At 71.4% G+C, this 17,282-nt stretch carries 17 protein-coding genes; all 17 read left to right on the top strand.

What is annotated here, in order from left to right:
• Positions 1 to 227: hypothetical protein (locus ABFS34_08400; protein MEN8375454.1), on the top strand; the 227-nt coding region annotated here is incomplete at its 5' end.
• Positions 228 to 389: 162 nt separating this feature from the next.
• Positions 390 to 1,883: a penicillin-binding protein activator gene (locus tag ABFS34_08405; protein ID MEN8375455.1), complete on the top strand. Its 1,494-nt coding sequence runs from the start codon at positions 390 to 392 to the stop codon at positions 1,881 to 1,883.
• Positions 1,884 to 1,888: 5 nt separating this feature from the next.
• Positions 1,889 to 3,433 (top strand): acyl-CoA carboxylase subunit beta, encoded by a 1,545-nt coding sequence (locus tag ABFS34_08410; protein ID MEN8375456.1) that lies wholly within the window; start codon positions 1,889 to 1,891, stop codon positions 3,431 to 3,433.
• A 61-nt stretch (positions 3,434 to 3,494) separates the two neighbouring features.
• On the top strand, positions 3,495 to 4,973 hold the full coding sequence (locus ABFS34_08415; protein MEN8375457.1) for an acetyl-CoA carboxylase biotin carboxylase subunit: 1,479 nt from the start codon (positions 3,495 to 3,497) through the stop codon (positions 4,971 to 4,973).
• Positions 4,964 to 6,259: a hypothetical protein gene (locus ABFS34_08420; protein MEN8375458.1), complete on the top strand. Its 1,296-nt coding sequence runs from the start codon at positions 4,964 to 4,966 to the stop codon at positions 6,257 to 6,259. Before ABFS34_08415 ends, ABFS34_08420 begins: the two co-directional genes overlap by 10 nt.
• Positions 6,244 to 6,759, top strand: coding sequence for a biotin/lipoyl-containing protein (locus tag ABFS34_08425; protein MEN8375459.1), 516 nt, complete (start codon positions 6,244 to 6,246; stop codon positions 6,757 to 6,759). Before ABFS34_08420 ends, ABFS34_08425 begins: the two co-directional genes overlap by 16 nt.
• Complete coding sequence (locus tag ABFS34_08430) at positions 6,756 to 8,387, top strand: methylmalonyl-CoA mutase family protein (GenBank protein MEN8375460.1); 1,632 nt, start codon at positions 6,756 to 6,758, stop codon at positions 8,385 to 8,387. The genes ABFS34_08425 and ABFS34_08430 overlap by 4 nt, the downstream gene beginning before the upstream one ends.
• 36 nt (positions 8,388 to 8,423) lie before the next feature.
• Positions 8,424 to 8,741, top strand: a complete 318-nt coding sequence (locus ABFS34_08435; GenBank protein ID MEN8375461.1) for a zinc ribbon domain-containing protein — start codon at positions 8,424 to 8,426, stop codon at positions 8,739 to 8,741.
• The gene (argS, locus tag ABFS34_08440; GenBank protein MEN8375462.1) at positions 8,738 to 10,417 is read left to right on the top strand and encodes an arginine--tRNA ligase; all 1,680 of its coding nucleotides are present in this window, start codon (positions 8,738 to 8,740) and stop codon (positions 10,415 to 10,417) included. Before ABFS34_08435 ends, argS begins: the two co-directional genes overlap by 4 nt.
• Entirely contained in the window at positions 10,414 to 11,349 is a 936-nt protein-coding gene (locus ABFS34_08445; GenBank protein ID MEN8375463.1) for a PfkB family carbohydrate kinase, read from the top strand. Before argS ends, ABFS34_08445 begins: the two co-directional genes overlap by 4 nt.
• On the top strand, positions 11,333 to 12,364 hold the full coding sequence (gene purM, locus ABFS34_08450; GenBank protein ID MEN8375464.1) for a phosphoribosylformylglycinamidine cyclo-ligase: 1,032 nt from the start codon (positions 11,333 to 11,335) through the stop codon (positions 12,362 to 12,364). Before ABFS34_08445 ends, purM begins: the two co-directional genes overlap by 17 nt.
• Before the next feature lie 16 nt (positions 12,365 to 12,380).
• Positions 12,381 to 13,352, top strand: coding sequence for a hypothetical protein (locus tag ABFS34_08455; protein ID MEN8375465.1), 972 nt, complete (start codon positions 12,381 to 12,383; stop codon positions 13,350 to 13,352).
• The gene (ribD, locus tag ABFS34_08460; protein ID MEN8375466.1) at positions 13,349 to 14,479 is read left to right on the top strand and encodes a bifunctional diaminohydroxyphosphoribosylaminopyrimidine deaminase/5-amino-6-(5-phosphoribosylamino)uracil reductase RibD; all 1,131 of its coding nucleotides are present in this window, start codon (positions 13,349 to 13,351) and stop codon (positions 14,477 to 14,479) included. Before ABFS34_08455 ends, ribD begins: the two co-directional genes overlap by 4 nt.
• 8 nt (positions 14,480 to 14,487) lie before the next feature.
• Positions 14,488 to 15,114: a riboflavin synthase gene (locus tag ABFS34_08465; GenBank protein ID MEN8375467.1), complete on the top strand. Its 627-nt coding sequence runs from the start codon at positions 14,488 to 14,490 to the stop codon at positions 15,112 to 15,114.
• 29 nt (positions 15,115 to 15,143) lie between these two features.
• The gene (locus tag ABFS34_08470) at positions 15,144 to 16,361 is read left to right on the top strand and encodes a bifunctional 3,4-dihydroxy-2-butanone-4-phosphate synthase/GTP cyclohydrolase II (protein ID MEN8375468.1); all 1,218 of its coding nucleotides are present in this window, start codon (positions 15,144 to 15,146) and stop codon (positions 16,359 to 16,361) included.
• 26 nt (positions 16,362 to 16,387) lie between these two features.
• Positions 16,388 to 16,852: a 6,7-dimethyl-8-ribityllumazine synthase gene (gene ribH / locus ABFS34_08475; GenBank protein ID MEN8375469.1), complete on the top strand. Its 465-nt coding sequence runs from the start codon at positions 16,388 to 16,390 to the stop codon at positions 16,850 to 16,852.
• Positions 16,833 to 17,282: a transcription antitermination factor NusB gene (gene nusB, locus ABFS34_08480; protein ID MEN8375470.1), complete on the top strand. Its 450-nt coding sequence runs from the start codon at positions 16,833 to 16,835 to the stop codon at positions 17,280 to 17,282. The genes ribH and nusB overlap by 20 nt, the downstream gene beginning before the upstream one ends.

Genomic DNA, 17,282 nt, shown 5'->3' on the forward strand with positions numbered 1-17,282 from the left:
CCGAGGCTGAAGAGACTCCCGAAGCGGAGGCTGAAGAAGGCGTCCAGGCGGAGGCTGAAGAAGGCGCCGAGGCGGAGGCTGAAGAGGCGCCCGAAGCGGAGGCTGAAGAGGCCCCTGAGGGCGAGGTAGAAGAAGCTCCTGAGGCCGAAGCTGAAGAGGCGCCCGAAGCCGAGGCAGAAGAGGCCCCCGAGGCGGAGGCTGAAGTCGAGGAGACGGCCGAGGCGTAGCACGACGGCGCCGCAAAGGATCCGGTTTGGCGGAAAAGGACGGGCGCAACGCGCCCGTCCTTTTTTCGCGAGTTGCCGCGGCATACCTTTCGCAGCCGCCATTCCCGGAGCGCCCGAGCCAGGGCACAGCGCATTGAAGAGATGACCGGAGTCCGAGGATCGATGTCGTCCACCCGAGCAGTTCTGGCGCGCGCCGCGGCGCTGGCTACCCTCCTGCTGGCTCCGCTCTCCGCGTGCGCCAGCGCGGGCCCTCCGCCCACCGGAGGGCCGGAGGCGGTGCCGCCTCTCGCGCGAGGCCCCACGACAGCGGCGGAGCGCGCGGAGGCGGCGAACCGGCTGGAAGCCGCGCGCGCGAGCCTGCGCGAGGGCGACTACGCGGTCGCGCTGAGCCGGGCGGAGGAGATCGTGGTGGAATTCGCGGCCACTCCGGCCTCGTCCCCGGCGCTTCTCGTGGCGGCGAGGGCGGCCCTCGAGCTGGAGGATTTCGACGGAGCCGATCGGCGCGCGCGTCGCTACGCTGGACTCTTTCCGGGCGATGAGGACGGGGCGCGCCCCGCGCTCGACATCCTGGCGGACTCGCGCGAGCGACGCACGCGCGCCGCCGGAAACCGAGACCGGCGCACGCTGGTCCTCGGAGCGATCGTCCCCCAGAGCGGCTCCCGGGTCCTGGAACGCTACGGCGAGCTGGTGATGGAGGGAGCCCGGTTGGCCATCGACACCTTCAGGAGCGCGACCGAAAGGGACGTGGACCTGCGCGTGGCCGACGACGGCTCGGACCAGGCTTTGGGCGCCCGGCTGGTGCTGTCGCTCGAGGAGCAGGGCGCCGACGGCATCCTGGGGCCGCTCCTGAGCGAGTCTCTGACCGCGGCCGCGGACGCCCGCGTCAATACCGACGTGCCCATGATCAGCCCAACCGCCTCGGAGCACCCATCGGCCGACAGGAACGCGTACACCCTCAACGGGCCCAACCCCGTCGACGCGGAGACGCTGGCCGACTACGCGCTGCGGCGCGGCTTCGCGCGGGTGGCCATCGTGCACCCGCGCACGCCCGGCTTCGAATTGCTCGCGGCGGCCTTCCGGGACCGGCTCGTGGCGGGCGGGCGCGAACCGACGCTGATCATTCCCTATGCGCCCGAAAAAACCACATTCCGCGACGTCATCGAAGAGATGACCGCGGCGGGCGTCGAGGTGGTGTACGCGCCGACGGATCAGCGCGGCGTGCGTCAGCTGGCGCCGCAGCTCGCGTTCCTGGGAGACAGCCTCGCCACGCTCGAGGTGCTCGGCAACGACGCGTGGGCGTCCGACGAGGTCCTTCGCCTGGTCGAGCCAGGGGCGCTCGAGGGCGTGGTCGCGGCCACCTCGGCGGGCGCGACGACGGCCGACACGATGCACGCGGCGTTCGTGGAGCGCTACGAATCCACCTACCGGCGCACGCTGGACAATCCTTTCCCGGCGCTGGCCTACGACGCCACCTTGCTGCTGCTGAGGCAGGCCGCCGCGGGCCGGGAGGGGGAGGAAGCGCAGGGGATCGCCGCCGACACCTGGCACCGCGGTGCCACGGGCTGGATAGGCGTCCGCGACGGCATCATCGTGCGCCGGCCGCGGCTGGTGCGGATCGAGGCCGGGCGCGTCATGCCCATCGCGTTGGCCGAGTAGTGTCAATGCGCGAGCGGCTGGCTCGGCTCGAAGAGCTCCGCACGGAGGCGGCGAAGGGCGGCGGCGAGCGGCGCCTGGCGACGCAGCACGAGCGCGGCAAGCTGTCGGCGCGCGAACGCCTGGACCTGCTCCTGGACGAAGAGAGCTTCGTCGAGCTGGACCGCTTCGTGACCCACCGGGCCACCGGGTTCGGGCTCGAAGAGCAGCGCATCCTGGGGGACGGCGTCGTTACCGGGTGGGGCACCATTCACGGACGGCTCGTCTACGTGTTCAGCCAGGACTTCACCGTATTCGGCGGCTCGCTGTCCGAAGCCCACGCGGAGAAGATCGTCAAGGTCATGGACCTGGCGCTCCGCAACGGCGCCCCCGTAATCGGCCTCAACGACTCCGGGGGGGCGCGCATCCAGGAGGGCGTCGTGAGCCTCGGTGGGTACGCGGACATCTTCCTGCGGAACACGCTGGCGTCCGGCGTGGTGCCGCAGATCAGCGCCATCCTCGGTCCGTGCGCCGGCGGCGCGGTGTACTCGCCCGCGATCACGGATTTCGTCTTCATGACGCGGGGCACGAGCTACATGTTCGTCACGGGGCCGAACGTCGTGAAGACGGTCACGCACGAGGATGTGGACATGGAAGGGCTGGGCGGCGCCGACGTGCACGCGGGTACGTCGGGGGTCGCCCACTTCGCGTGTGACAGCGAGCCCGAGTGCCTCGAGCGCATCCGCGCTCTGTTCGCCTACATTCCGCAAAACAACGGTGAGGACCCCCCCACGCGCGCGACCGAAGATCCCTTCGACCGGATGGACGAGGCGCTGCTGGACGTGGTCCCGGACGATCCGTCGCAGCCGTACGATATCCACGACGTGATTCGCTGCGTGGTGGACGACGGAGCGTTCTACGAGGTACAGCCCGACTTCGCCGCCAACATCGTAGTGGGCTTCGCGCACCTCGGCGGTCGGTCGGTCGGCATCGTGGCGAATCAACCCGCCGTACTCGCGGGCGTCCTGGACATCGACAGCGCGGTGAAGGGAGCGCGCTTCGTGCGCTTCTGCGACGCGTTCAACATCCCCCTCCTGGTGTTCGAAGACGTCCCGGGCTTCCTGCCGGGGGTCGCCCAGGAGCACGGAGGCATCATCCGGCACGGCGCGAAGCTGCTGTACGCGTTCTGCGAAGCGACGGTGCCTCGCCTGACGGTGATCACGCGCAAGGCTTACGGCGGCGCGTACGACGTCATGAACTCCAAGCACATCCGGGGCGACGTGAACTTCGCATGGCCGACCGCGGAGATCGCCGTGATGGGCCCCAAGGGGGCCGTCGAGATCCTGTTCCGTCGCGAGATCGCGGACGCGGACGATCCGGCGGCGGCGGCGTCCGCGCGAGAGGCGGAGTACCGAGAACGCTTTGCGCACCCATACATCGCCGCCGGACGGGGCTACGTCGACGACATCATCGACCCGCGCGAGACGCGCCCGCTCCTCATCAACGCGCTCGATACGCTGCGCGCCAAGCGCGCCAAGAATCCGCCCCGGAAGCACGGCAATATTCCACTGTGATCGCCGTTCTAAATAGTGGTATGCAACCAGATAGCTGGCGTCGGCTCAGGTGCTGACTAAAGTGCTGGTCGCGAACCGCGGCGAGATCGCCCTGCGCGTAGTCAGGGCGTGTCACGACCTGGGCGTACCGGCCGTGGCGGTATTCTCCGACGCAGATCGGACGGCGCCCCACGTGCTGGCGGCCGCTGAGGCCAGGCACTTAGGCGCCTCGCCTGCTTCCGAGAGCTATCTGCGCGGCGACGCGATCATCGCCGCGGCGCGGGAGTCGGGGTGCGACGCGGTGCACCCCGGATACGGGTTCCTGGCCGAGAACGCGGCGTTCGCGCAGGCCGTCGCGGACGCCGGCCTGATCTTCGTTGGCCCGCCCGCCGCGGCGATCGCCGCAATGGGCGACAAGACCGAGGCGCGCCGCCGCATGGCGCAGGTGGGCGTGCCGGTCGTCCCGGGGACCGTCGAGCCGCTCGAGGACCCGGACGCCGCGGCCGAGGCGGCTCGGGAAGTCGGCTACCCGGTCCTCATCAAGGCCGTCGGCGGTGGGGGCGGCAAGGGGATGCGCGTCGTCGGAGCTTCCGAGGAGCTGGCCGACGCGTTTCGGGCCGCCAGGGCCGAGGCGGTCGCCGCTTTCGGCGACGGACGAGTCTACCTGGAGCGTTTCCTCCAGGGGCCGCGACACATCGAAATCCAGGTGCTGGCAGACGCGCACGGCGCCGTGGTGCACCTGGGCGAGCGCGAGTGCTCCATTCAGCGGAGGCACCAGAAGCTCGTCGAGGAGGCGCCCTCGGGGGTGCTGAGCGCCGCGCAGCGCAAGGAGATGGGTGGCGCCGCGGTGGCGGCGGCGCGCGCCGTCGGTTACGCGAGCGCGGGCACCGTGGAGTTCCTGTGGGTGGATGGCCGGTTCTACTTTCTCGAGATGAACACCCGGCTCCAGGTGGAGCACCCCGTTACCGAGTTCGTGACGGGCATCGATCTGGTCGAATGGCAGCTGCGCGTGGCCGCCGGAGAGCGGCTGCCGTTCGAGCAGGAGGACATCCGGCTGCGCGGGCACGCCATCGAGTGCCGCATCACGAGCGAGGATCCGCGCCACGGCTTCCTGCCCTCCACCGGCGTCGTGCGCCACCTGCAAGTTCCCGCCGGGCCCGGCGTGCGCTGGGACGGCGGAATCGCGCGGGGGCAGGAGGTGACCCTCCACTACGACCCACTGCTCGGGAAGTTGATCGCGCACGCTCCCACGCGAGAGGCCGCCATCGCCCGCATGAGCCGCGCCCTGGCGGAGCTGAGGATCGTGGGCGTCGACACCAGCGTGCCCTTCCACCGGGCCCTGATGGATCACCCGGAATTCCGCGCGGGGGACCTCGACATCGGCTTCCTCGAACACCACGGTGAGGAGTTGGGGCTCGGGCCGGACGGAGACGGCAGGGACGAGGCCATCGCCGTGACGGCGGCGCTGGCGGAGCACCGCAGGCGGCGCCGCACGGCGGTCAGACGCGTCGACGGCGCGGGTCGCTCGGGGTCCCGCTGGAGAGACCTGGGATGGCGGTGACGGGCGCGGGCGTGGAGACCGTCAGGATCGACCGCATAGCCGCGGGCGGGAGAGGCGTCGCGCGGCTGGCCGACGGACGCGTGTCATTCGTACCGCTGAGCACACCGGGCGACGTCCTGGACGTCGAGGTGGTGCGCGACCGCGGGCGCTGGACAGAGGCGCGCTCGGTGCGGATCGTGGAGCGGGGCCCGGGCCGCCGCGAGCCGCCGTGTCCGCTCTACGCCCGCTGCGGCGGCTGCGCCCTCCAGCACCTCGAGTACGCGGATCAGCTGCGCGCCAAGGCGGCGATCGTGGCGGATGCGCTCGGGCGGCTGGGGAGCTGGGAGGTTGAGCCTCCCCCGGTCACCCCAGCGCCGGCGGAGTGGAGATACCGCAACCGCATGACGTTCACCGTGCGGCGCCTCAGGGGAGGGCGCGTGGTGGGGGGGCTGCACCAGCGCGACAGGCCGGGCAGGATTCTGGACGTGGACGAGCGGTGCCTGCTGCCCGACCCCGCGATCGCGCTCGCCTGGGGTCAGGTGCGCAGCGCGTGGGGAGGGGGCGCGCGCCGCCTGCCGCCCGGTAGGGAGCTGAGGTGCACGCTGCGGCTCGCCGGTCCGGGCGCCGTCGCGTTGGTGGTGGAGGGAGGTCGGCCCGGGGGGGACGCCGCGGCGCTGCTGGCCGACGCGCCCGCGCTCGAGCAGGTATGGCACCGGCAGCGCGGAGCGGAGCGGCCGACGCTGCTGGCGGCTCGGCCCGCCGAGCGCGACCCGGTCGCCGGCGAGGTCGCGGCGGGCGGCTTCGCGGGCGGGAATGCGTTCACGCAGGTCAACGAGGCCGCGGCGGGCCTGCTCCTGGATCACGTCCTGGCCGTCGTGGACGCGCGGCCGGGCTCGCGCGTGGTGGACGCCTACTGCGGCCTGGGGACGCTCGCCGGCCGGATCGCCGATGTCGGAGCCGAGGTGGTGGGCCTCGAACGTGACCCCGCCGCGGTGGACCGGGGTCGCGCCCTGGCGCCCGGCGTGGACTTCCGCTGTGGGGACGTGGAGGAATCGCTGGCCGGCGCGTTGCCGGCCGACGTGCTGGTCCTCAACCCGCCCCGCGCCGGGTTGTCGACGCTGGTGGTGGAGGCGCTACTCGCGGACGCCCCCCCTCGCGTCGTGTACGTGAGCTGTGACCCGGCGACGTTGGCGCGCGACGTGGACCGGCTCTCGTCGACGTATCGCGGCGCGTCCGTGAGCTGCTTCGACCTCTTCCCGCAGACCGCCCACGTCGAGACCGTGGTGGAGCTATGCGCTACCACGTAGCCGTCGGCGAGCGCACCTACGAGGTGGAGGTCGACGGCGACTCGGTGCGACTCGACGGCCGCGAGGTGGAGGTGGACTTGGCCTCGGCTATCGACAGCCCGGTGGGCCACCTGATGCTGGACGGGCGATCGTGGACGGTCGTCGCCGAACCGGGCGAAACGGCCGGAAGCTGGCTGGTCGCGCTCGCGGGCTCGGCGCCGGCCGAGGTGGAGGTCGTGGACGACCGGACCCTGGCGATCCGCGCGCTGACGCAGACCGGCGCGGGCACACGAGGGCCGGAGCCCCTCAAGGCGCCCATGCCTGGCCTGATCGTGCGCGTCGAGGTCGGCGAGGGGGAATCGGTCAGCGCCGGCCAGGCGGTGATCGTGATGGAGGCGATGAAGATGCAGAACGAGCTGCGCGCGGCGGCGGCGGGCGTGGTCCGGCGCGTCGCCGTGGAGCCCGGCGCCGCCGTGGAGAGGGGCGCCACCCTGGTGGAATTCGCCGAGGGGGGCTCATGAACGGGCCGGGCGAGCGCGAACGCTGGGAGGAGACGACGCTGGCGGATGCGCACGCGCGCGGGCCCGAACGCCGGGCGACGTTCGAGACGCCGGGCGGCATTCCCATCGACCCCGTCTACACCGGCCGCGACGCTCCCGCCGAGGAGGAGATCGGGTTTCCGGGCGAGTGGCCGTTCACGCGCGGCGTCCAGGCGACCATGTACCGGGGCCGTCTGTGGACCATGCGCCAGTACGCCGGGTTCGGCACCGCCGAGGAGACCAACGCGCGCTACCGCTACCTCCTGGAGCGGGGCACCACCGGCCTGAGCGTCGCGTTCGATCTGCCCACGCAGATGGGCTACGATTCCGACCACGCCATGGCGGCGGGCGAGGTGGGGCGGGTTGGCGTGGCCGTCGACGGGATCGCCGACATGCGGGCGCTGTTCGCGGACATCCCGTTGGAGCGCGTGTCCACGTCCATGACTATCAACGCCACGGCGCCCATCCTGCTCGCGCTCTACGTCGCGCTCGCCGACGAGCGCGGCGTCGCTCGCGACGAGCTCGCGGGGACCATCCAGAACGACATCCTCAAGGAGTACATCGCCCGCGGCACCTACATCTATCCCGTGGAGCCGAGCCTCAGGTTCATCACGGACGTGTTCGCGTTCTGCGCCCTCGAGCTGCCGCGCTGGAATACCGTATCCATCAGCGGCTATCACATCCGGGAGGCGGGAGCGACGGCCGCGCAGGAGGTCGCGTTCACCTTCGCCAACGCGCTCGAGTACGCCGACCGGGCGGTCGCCGCCGGACAGGACATCGAGGAATTCGGGCGCAGGCTGTCGTTCTTCTTCGCGGCCCACAACGACCTGTTCGAGGAGGTGGCGAAGTTCCGGGCCGCGCGGCGGCTGTGGGCGCACCTGGTGCGGGAGCGCTACGGCGGCTCCGATCGCGCGGCGCGGCTGCGCTTCCACACCCAGACGGGCGGCGTGACTCTGCAGGCGCAGCAACCGCAGGTGAACCTGGTGCGGGTGGCCGTTCAGGCGCTGGCGGCGGTGCTCGGCGGCACGCAGTCGCTGCACACCAACGCCTACGACGAAGCGCTCGCGTTGCCCACCGAGGAGTCGGCCGGGCTGGCGCTGCGGACGCAGCAGGTGCTGGCGCACGAAACCGGCGTCGGCGACGCGGTGGACCCGCTCGGCGGCAGCTACTACGTGGAAGCGCTGACGACCGAGATCGAGCGGCGCGCGCGCGCCTATCTGAGCCGAGTGGAAGAGCTGGGCGGGGCGGCCCGGGCGATCGGCTTCTTCCAGCAGGAGATCGAGCGCGCGGCCTACGAGCACCAGCTGGCCGTCGAGTCCGGCGAGCGCGTCGTGGTGGGCGTGAACGCCTTCCAGGAGGAGGCGACTCCACCCAGGATCGAGGCGCCGGACTTCGCCGAGCTCGAGCGACGGCAGCGCGAACGGCTGGCGGAGCTGCGGGCGGATCGAGACGACGCCGGCGTCTCGGAGGCGCTGAGCGCGGTGCGCGCGGCCGCGCTCGGCACCGACAACCTCATGCCGCCGATCATCAACGCGGTGAAGGCGGGCGCCACGCTGGGGGAGTTGAGCGACGAACTCCGGGGCGCTTGGGGGGTCTATCGTCCCGCCTGAGACGATCCACCGATCCTCAGACTCGAACCCGACGCGATGCCTACGTACGAATACCGGTGCCCGGAAGGCCACGACTTCGAGGCGTTCCAGAAGATGAGCGACCCGCCCGTGGCGAGTTGTCCCGAATGCGGGAGGGACGGCGAACGTCGGCTGTCGGGGGGCGCCGGGCTTCTGTTCAAGGGGTCGGGCTTCTACACGACCGACTATCGCTCGGAATCCTACAAGCGAGCCGCCGCATCCGAGGCCGACGCGTCCGGCGACAAGGACGCCGGCGGGGCCAAGGAGTCCTCCTCGAAGGAAGCGAAGAAGGCGCCGCCTGGATCCGGTGAAGCCAGCGGCGCGGACGCCGGATGACCGACGCCCTGGAGCGCCAGCTCGCCGAGATCGCGCGGGCGCTGGGCGTCCACGGCGCGGTGGAGGTGCACCTGGAGAAGCCGCGCAACCCGGAGCATGGGGACGTGGCGTCCAACCTCGCGCTCGTCCTGGCGGGACGCCTGGGCCGCCCTCCGCGGGAGATCGCGGCCGAGGTGCTGGAGCGTCTCGATCGGGCCGCGGCCGGCGTTGCGACGGCGGAGATCGCCGGGCCGGGCTTCATCAATTTCCGCCTCGCCTCGGGCGTCGTACGCGAGCGCCTCGCCGCCATCCTGACGGCGGCGGAGCGCTGGGGCCGCTCTTCGGCCGGACGGGGCAGGCGCGTCCAGGTGGAGTTCGTGTCGGCCAACCCCACGGGCCCTTTGCACGTGGCGCACGGGCGCGGCGCCGCGTTCGGCGACGCGATCGCCAGCTTGCTGGAGTGGACCGGCCACGACGTCGAGCGAGAGTTCTACGTCAACGACGCCGGCGCCCAGATCGACAAGCTGGGGGAGTCCGTCGAGGCCCGCTGGCGGCAGTCGCGAGGGGAAGAGGCCACGCTCCCCGAAGGCGGCTACCAGGGGGATTACGTGGTGGAGCTGGCGGGCCGGCTGGACGGCGTCCTGGGCGAGCGCCTCTCCGCAATGGACGTTGCCGAACGCTGCGCGCTGCTGGCGTTGGAAGCGAAGGCCGAGATGCGCGAGGCGCAGCGGCTGGACCTGGAGGCGTTCGGCGTGGAGTTCGACTCCTTTTTCGCCGAGTCGCGGGTCTACGAGACCGGCGCGATCGGGGCGACGTTGGACGACCTGGCCGCGCGCGGGCTGACCTACGAAGAGGGCGGAGCGCTGTGGTTGCGCACCTCCGCGCACGGGGACGACAAGGATCGGGTTTTGATCAAGAGCGACGGATCCTATACGTACTTTCTCCCCGACATCGCCTACCACAGGGACAAGGCGGAGCGCGGCTTCGAGCGCCTGATCGACGTCTGGGGGGCCGATCACCACGGCTACGTTGCGCGCATGCAGGCCGCGCTGGCCTCGCTGGGCCATCCGGGCATGCTGGATGTTCAGATCGTCCAGATGGTGCGCGTGATGCGCGACGGCGAAGAGGTGAAGCTGAGCAAGCGGGCGGGCGACATCGTGACCCTGCGTGATCTCATCGACGAGACGGGACGGGACGTGGCGCGCTACTTCTTCCTCATGCGCAAACCCGACGCCCAGATGGTTTTCGACCTGGGACTGGCCCTGGACGAGTCCGAAAAGAATCCGGTCTACAAGGTCAAGTACGCCCACGCCCGCATGATGAGCATCTTTCGGCGCGCCGGCGTGGATCCGGACGGCGCCGGAGACGGGGCGGATCTGGATCTCCTGAATGACCCGGCCGAGGTGGACCTGATTCAGCGCCTGGCCCAGTTCCCGGAAGTGGTGGAGCGGGCGGCGCAGGCTTCGAGCCCCCACCTGATCTGTGAGTACCTGGAAGGGACGGCCGGGGCGGTCAATTCGTGGTACCACGCCGGCAACCCCAGCAGACGACCCGAATTGGCGGTCCTGGTCGAGGACGAAGGGCTGCGACGCGCGCGCCTGGCGCTGGCGCGCGGTATCCGCACCGTGCTTCGCAACGGTCTGGCGCTGTTGGGCCTGGAGGCCCCCGATCGCATGGACCGAAGGGAGCCCGCGTGAGCCGCCCCGTGCTGGTCGTCGGGAGCGTCGCGATCGACGCCATCGAGACGCCCTTCGGGAAGGTGGACGACGCCCTGGGAGGATCGGCCAACTACTTCGCGGCGGCGGCCTCGCTGTTGGCTCCGGTGGGCGTCGTGGCGGTCGTGGGAGACGACTACGACCTGGACCGGCTGGACTTCCTGGCGGGTCGGAAGGTCGACCTGAGCGGGATAGAGCGGCGCGCCGGCGAGAGCTTCTTCTGGGCGGGACGCTACTCCTACGATCTGAACAGCCGAGACACACTCGAGACCCGACTCGGAGTGTTCGCCGATTTCAACCCGGTGATCCCGGAGCGCCATCGCGACGCCGAGTGGGTTTTCCTGGGCAACATCGACCCGACGCTGCAGCTCCAGGTGCTGGAGCAGATTCGCGCGCCCAAGCTCGTCGCGTGCGACACCATGAACTACTGGATAGAGCGGACCCCGGACGAGCTCATGAAGCTGCTCGAGCGGGTTGACGTGCTGCTGGTGAACGACGCCGAGGCGCGCGAGCTCTCCGGTGAACACAATCTGGTTCGCGCGGCGCGCTGGATCCGCGCGCGCGGCCCGGAAATGGTCGTAATCAAGAAGGGGGAGAACGGCGCGATCCTGTTCGGCCCGGACGCGACTTTCTTCGTGCCCGGTTTCCCGCTGGAGGACGTCTTCGATCCGACCGGGGCGGGCGACGCCTTCGCGGGTGGGTTCCTGGGCTACCTCGCCCATCGCGGCGCGGCCGGGACGCAGGACCTGAAACGGGCGATGGTGTACGGGTCGGTCATGGGCTCGTTCGCCGTCGAGCAGTTCGGGCTGCGCCGGTTCATCTCGCTGGCCCTCCAGGAAGTGGACGATCGGGTGCGGGACTTTCAAGCGATGACCAGCTTCGACCTGGAGATCCGCGATGCCGCAAGCCGGTGAGGCGCTGACCTATCGGGCCGCCGGCGTCGACCGCGACGCCGCCGGCAGAGCCAAGGACCGCATCGCGGCATTGGTGGAGAGCACGCGCACGGCCGGAGTGCTGTCCAGGGCCGGTTCGTTCGGGGGGGTGTTCGCGGCGCCGGCCCGAGCCGGGCGAGCGCTGGTCGCCAGCGCCGACGGGGTCGGTACCAAGTTGCAGGTGGCCATCCTCGCGCAGCGCCACGACACGGTGGGCCGGGACCTGGTCAACCACTGCGCCGACGACATCCTCGTCGAGGGAGCGCGCCCGCTGTTCTTCCTGGACTACATCGCCACCGGCGAGCTGCACGAGGGCGTGGTGGAGGACGTGGTCCGCGGGGTGGCGGCGGGGTGCCGCGAAAACGGCTGCGCGCTGCTGGGCGGCGAGACCGCCGAGATGCCGGATTTCTACGCCGCGGGCGACTACGACCTGGCGGGGTTCATCGTGGGCGAGGCGGCCGCCCGGGGCAGGCCCGGCCCGGACCGCGTGACCACGGGCGACGCGCTGATAGGCGTGGCGAGCGACGGTTTCCACACCAACGGCTACTCACTGCTTCGCAAGCTCCTGTTCGGCCGCCTGGGGCTCGGCGTGGATGACCGGTTTCCGGATTCCGACGACAGCATCGCCGACCTGCTGCTGCGCGTGCACCGAAGCTACGTGAGGTCCGTGCTGCCGCTCGTGGATGACTGCCACGCGCTCGCTCACATCACCGGCGGCGGCCTGCTCGAGAACCTGGACCGCGCGCTCCCCGGTGACCTCGAGGCCCGGGTTCGAGTGGGCTCGTGGCCGGTGCCACGGGAGTTCGCCACCGTCGCGCGCCTGGCCGGCCTGGACGACGACGAGATGTTCAGGACCTTCAACATGGGCGTCGGGCTGGTGCTGGTCGTGGCGGGCCAGGACGCCGATGGGTTGGTGGAGCGCCTGGGCGCGGCGGGCGAAGCCGCGTGGATCATCGGCGCTGTGGGCCCCGGAGAGGGCCGCGTCGTCCTCGTCTGAACTCCGCTCGACCGATATGACGATTCCGCGCGACCCCCGGAGGCTCCTGACCCGAACACTCACGGCTCGGGCGTGCGCCGCGGTGTGCGCCGCAGCCGTCGCCGGCCCGGCCACGCAGCGCGCGGTCGCCCAGGTCCCCGAGGTGTGCCCGGCGGGCGAGCAAGGGTGCGCGCTGGCGGTCCTCTCGGGGCTGGATGCGTGGGCGCGGGCGGCGCTCGTCGCCGGCGGCGGCAGCCCGCTGCCGGGGTCGGCCAGCACCCTCGGCAAGCGCACCGCCGCCAGCCGCCACGTCGCCATCGCCACCCGCGTGACGGTCGGCGAGGTACTCGGCGTACGCGGCGCCACATCGCAGGTGGCTCCCTCTGTTGACGGCACACTGGTGGCGGTGGGCGTGGACGCGGCCGTGGCGCTGTTCGACGGCTTTTTCGCCGCCCCCACGGTCGGCGGCGTGTTCTCGATCGACGCGCTGGCCTCGGTGGGCTGGATCGGCGGCGGCGGTTCGCTCGACGTGAGCGACGGCATGACCTGGGCCCTGGGCGCCAGGCTAGGCGTGCTGCGTGAGTCGTTCACGCTGCCGGGACTGACGGTGTCCGCTGCGTACAGGCAGATCGCTCGCTTCGAGGCCGCCTCGGCGGGCGACGGGCCCGGGTGGCAGGGGGACCTCGACGGGCTCTCGGTGCGGCTGACGGCGGGCAAGCGCCTCGGCTCCGTGGACGCGCTGGTGGGCGCGGGCTGGGACCGCGTCGGCGGTCCGCTCAGCGCGTCCTACACCAACCTGGCCGGCGCGCCGGAGGTGTCCGCGGTCGCCGACGTGGACGTGGGACGTTGGGCGGGTTTCGCGGGCGTCGGCTGGACCTTCCTGGTATTCCAGGTCGCCGCAGAGGCGGGCTGGCAGGCCGGCGGCGACGGCTTTTCCGACTCGGGCGTCGACATCGAGCCGAGCGGCGGCCGGGCGTTCGGAGGCATCTCTTTCCGTTTCACCTATTGAGCGCGCACTTGGTCGACCGGGACACGTCGGCGCGCCTCATGGCGCGCGCTCTCGAGCTGGCGGAGCGGGGTTGGGGGCGGGTCCAACCGAACCCCATGGTGGGAGCCGTGCTGGCGCAGGAAGGGGAGGTCGTGGGCGAAGGTTGGCACGCCGAGTTCGGCGGCCCGCACGCGGAGATCGCGGCCCTCGAGGCCGCCGGGGAGCGCGCCCGGGGAGCGACCATGTACGTCTCCTTGGAGCCGTGCGCTCACGACGGCAAGACGCCTCCGTGCACGCGCGCCATCCTGTCGGCGGGGGTGTCGGCGCTGGTCTACGGGGCGAACGACCCGCACCCGCGCGCCGCGGGAGGCGCGGCGCTTCTCCGCGCAGCCGGGCTGGTTGTCCAGGGGCCGGTGGCCGCGCCCGAAGTCCGAGCCCAGAACGCGGCCTTTTTCCACGCTTTCGGCTCGGACCGGCCGTTCGTCGCGTTGAAGCTGGCGGTGTCGCTCGACGGACGCCTGGGTCGGCCGGGTGAGGAAACTCCCGTCACCGGCGCGGAGGCGCGCGCGGCGGTGCACACGCTGCGGGCTGGATACGGGGCCATCGTGGTCGGATCCGGGACCGCCCTCGCGGATGACCCGGAGCTGACCGCGCGCGGGGACGTCGTCCCGGCGGCCCCGCCGGTGCGCGCCGTGTTGGCCAGCCGCTGCGCGCTCGACCCGTCGGCGAAGCTGTTCGCGTCGGGCGCGCCCGGCAGCGCGTGGGTGTTCTGCGCCCCCGACGCCGACCCCACGCTGCGGCGGGGACTGGAAGAGAGGGGCGCCCGCGTCGTCCCCGTGGCCGCGGGCGACGACGGCCTGAATCTGAGGGCGGTCCTCACGGCGCTCGGCGAGCACCCGGTCCAGTCGGTCCTCTTCGAGGGGGGCGGACGCGTCGCCGGCTCGCTGCTCGCGGCGGACCTGGTCGACCGCCTGCACCTGTTCGTCGCACCCCGGATCTTCGGGCCCGACGGCGTACCCGCGGTCGCCGGACCCGGGCTCCCCCTTACGGACCCGGGCGGAACCGGCCGTGGCTGGCGGGTTACCGGCCTGCGCCCGCGCGGCTCGGACGTGGAGATCGTGTGGGACCGCGTCCGAGGGGAGGGCTGAGCGCGCTCATGTTCACAGGCATCGTGGAGGAGGTCGGCGTCGTCGCGGACGTGCAGGCCGTGGGGGACGGGCGTCGCTTCAGGCTCGAGGCGGCGGGCGTTCTCGAGGACCTGCGCATGGGCGACTCGGTGGCGGTCGACGGCGTGTGCCTGACCGCCACCGAGATCGACGCCGGGGTTTTCACGGTGGAGGCGACCCCCACCACCCTGGCGAGAACCACGATGGGGGAGTTCGCCGTCGGGCGCGGGGTGAACCTGGAGCGTGCGCTGGCCGCGTCAGCCCGCCTGGGAGGCCATTTCGTGCAGGGACACGTCGATGGCGTGGGGCGGGTGCGGGCGATCGCCCCCGGGGAGGAGCAGAGCCTGCTCGACATAGAGCTGCCCGATGAGGTGGCTCGCGTGACCGTTGAGAGGGGCTCTCTGGCCGTGGATGGGGTAAGCATGACCGTGGCCGCCATGCCGGAGCCGGCGGTCGCGCGTCTCGCGGTGATTTCGTACACTTGGAGTCACACCAACTTCGCCCGGCTCCGACCCGGATCGGCGGTCAACCTGGAGGCGGACCTGATCGGGCGGTACGTGGCGAAGCACCTGGAGTCGATGGGCGAGCCCGTGTCTCGGACGCCTCCGGGCGTCTGACCTGGGTTTTCGCCGGGGCAGAGCCGAACATGCCGTTCGATAAGGTCGAGGACGCCATCCGCGCGATCCGCGAGGGTGGACTCGTCATCGTCGCCGACGACGAGGATCGCGAAAACGAGGGAGACCTCGTGTGCGCGGGCTCGAAGATCACGCCCGAACTGGTCAACTTCATGGCCTCGCACGGGCGCGGCCTCATATGCGTCGCCATCACCGAGGACCAGGCCAACGGGCTAGAGCTGCGGCCGATGGCCGACCGCAACCAGGACCGACGCGGCACCGCCTTCACGGTGTCGGTCGACGCCCACCCGCGCTTCGGCGTGAGCACCGGGATCAGCGCCTTCGATCGCGCGACGACCATCCGATTGCTGGCCGACCGGGGTTCGCTTCCGGGCGACTTCATTCGGCCCGGCCACGTATTCCCGCTGCGAGCCGTGCCCGGTGGCGTTCTCAGGCGCGTCGGCCAGACCGAGGCCTCGGTGGACCTGGCCCGCCTGGCGGGGCTCGAGCCCGCCGGCGTGATCTGCGAAATCCTGAACGAGGACGGCACCATGGCGCGCCGTCCGCAACTGGAGGAGTTCGCCCAGCGCCACGAGATTCCGTTCATCACGGTGGCCACCATCGTGGCGTATCGTCTGCGCACCGAACGTCTGGTGCAGCGCGTAGCCGAGGCCGAGCTGCCCACGCCGTACGGGGACTTTCGGGTGATCGCCTACGAGAATCAGATCGATCACGGCGAGCACGTGGCGCTTGTGCGCGGCGACATCGAGGGCGCGCAGGACGTGCTGGTCCGGATGCACTCCGAGTGCCTGACCGGTGACGTCTTCCACTCGCGCCGCTGTGACTGCGGGGAGCAGCTGCGGGCCGCGCTGCGCAGGATCGATGAGCAGGGCGCGGGCGCCGTCGTCTACCTGCGGCAGGAGGGCAGGGGAATCGGCCTGGGTAACAAGATCCGCGCCTACTCGCTGCAGGATCAGGGCAGTGACACGGTGGAGGCCAACGAAGAGCTGGGATTCAAGGCGGACCTGCGGGACTACGGGATCGGCGCCCAGATCCTCCGTGACCTGGGCCTCAGCAGCATCCGCCTGCTGACCAACAACCCGCGCAAGATCGTCGGCCTGGACGGCTACGCGCTGGAAGTGACGGGGCGCGAGTCGCTCAGCGTGGAGCCCTCCGAGCACAACCGCAAATACCTGAACACCAAGATCGAGAAGCTGGGACACCTGCTGCGCGTTGGCGAGGGCTCGTAGTGGCCGGAGCCGCCGCCACGAGGGCCGTGCCCCGGTTCGATAACATCGTCGTGGCGATTCTGGTAAGTCGTTTTCACGAAGAGATTACGGAGCCACTACTTCAGGGAGCACTCGAAACCGTCCGGGAGGCCGGCCTGGGCGAGGAGAACGTGCACGTCTTCCACGTGGCCGGGGCCTGGGAATTGCCAATGGCGGGTCGGCGCGCGGCTGCCACCGGACGCTACGACGCCCTCGTGGCCCTGGGATGCGTCGTGCGCGGAGAGACTCCGCACTTCGACTACGTCGCCGGAGAGGCGGCGCGGGGGCTCGCGCGCGTCGCGCTGGAGCAGGGCGTGCCGGTGGGCTTCGGTCTGCTCACGACGGACGACGAGGAGCAAGCCAGAGCACGCTCGGTCGCCGGCCCGGGCAACAAGGGTCGGGAGGCCGCGCTGGCGGCGCTGGAGTCGGTGTTGACCCTGCGAGCGATCGACAATGGCCAACCTGGACCGTAGCCGCGCCCGCGGCTGGGCGCTGCAGGCGCTCTACGCGGCCGATCTCAGGGGTGAGGACCGGCCGTCCGCGGTACTCGACGACTTCCTGCGGTCGCGCCGGGTGGGGCCGTCCCGGCGGCCATATCTGCGCTGGCTGGTGGAGACGGTCGAGGAGCATCGAGACGACCTGGACGAGAGGATCCGCGGAGCGCTCACGAACTGGCGCCTGGAGCGGCTGTCGGCCATCGACCGCAACGTGCTCCGAATCGGCGCGGCGGAGCTCGAGCACGCGGCCGACGTGCCGCCGCGGGTGGCCATTCAGGAAGCGATTCGCCTGGCCGAGCGGTACGGCACCTCGGAGAGCGCGCGCTTCGTGAACGGAGTGATGGACGCGCTCTATCGGGGGGCGGGCGATCGCGACGGGCCTCCGCCCAGGGAGAACACCGCCTGA

The organism is Gemmatimonadota bacterium, from assembly GCA_039715185.1.
Taxonomy (GTDB): domain Bacteria; phylum Gemmatimonadota; class Gemmatimonadetes; order Longimicrobiales; family RSA9; genus DATHRK01.

Coding starts and splice junctions, on each gene's coding strand:
- ABFS34_08420 (MEN8375458.1), top strand. CDS start 4,964: ATGGCGGTGACGGGCGCGGGCGTGGAGACCGTCAGGATCGACCGCATA.
- ABFS34_08425 (MEN8375459.1), top strand. CDS start 6,244: ATGCGCTACCACGTAGCCGTCGGCGAGCGCACCTACGAGGTGGAGGTC.
- nusB (MEN8375470.1), top strand. CDS start 16,833: ATGGCCAACCTGGACCGTAGCCGCGCCCGCGGCTGGGCGCTGCAGGCG.
- ABFS34_08430 (MEN8375460.1), top strand. CDS start 6,756: ATGAACGGGCCGGGCGAGCGCGAACGCTGGGAGGAGACGACGCTGGCG.
- purM (MEN8375464.1), top strand. CDS start 11,333: ATGCCGCAAGCCGGTGAGGCGCTGACCTATCGGGCCGCCGGCGTCGAC.
- ABFS34_08455 (MEN8375465.1), top strand. CDS start 12,381: ATGACGATTCCGCGCGACCCCCGGAGGCTCCTGACCCGAACACTCACG.
- ABFS34_08465 (MEN8375467.1), top strand. CDS start 14,488: ATGTTCACAGGCATCGTGGAGGAGGTCGGCGTCGTCGCGGACGTGCAG.
- ABFS34_08435 (MEN8375461.1), top strand. CDS start 8,424: ATGCCTACGTACGAATACCGGTGCCCGGAAGGCCACGACTTCGAGGCG.
- argS (MEN8375462.1), top strand. CDS start 8,738: ATGACCGACGCCCTGGAGCGCCAGCTCGCCGAGATCGCGCGGGCGCTG.
- ABFS34_08405 (MEN8375455.1), top strand. CDS start 390: ATGTCGTCCACCCGAGCAGTTCTGGCGCGCGCCGCGGCGCTGGCTACC.
- ABFS34_08470 (MEN8375468.1), top strand. CDS start 15,144: ATGCCGTTCGATAAGGTCGAGGACGCCATCCGCGCGATCCGCGAGGGT.
- ABFS34_08410 (MEN8375456.1), top strand. CDS start 1,889: ATGCGCGAGCGGCTGGCTCGGCTCGAAGAGCTCCGCACGGAGGCGGCG.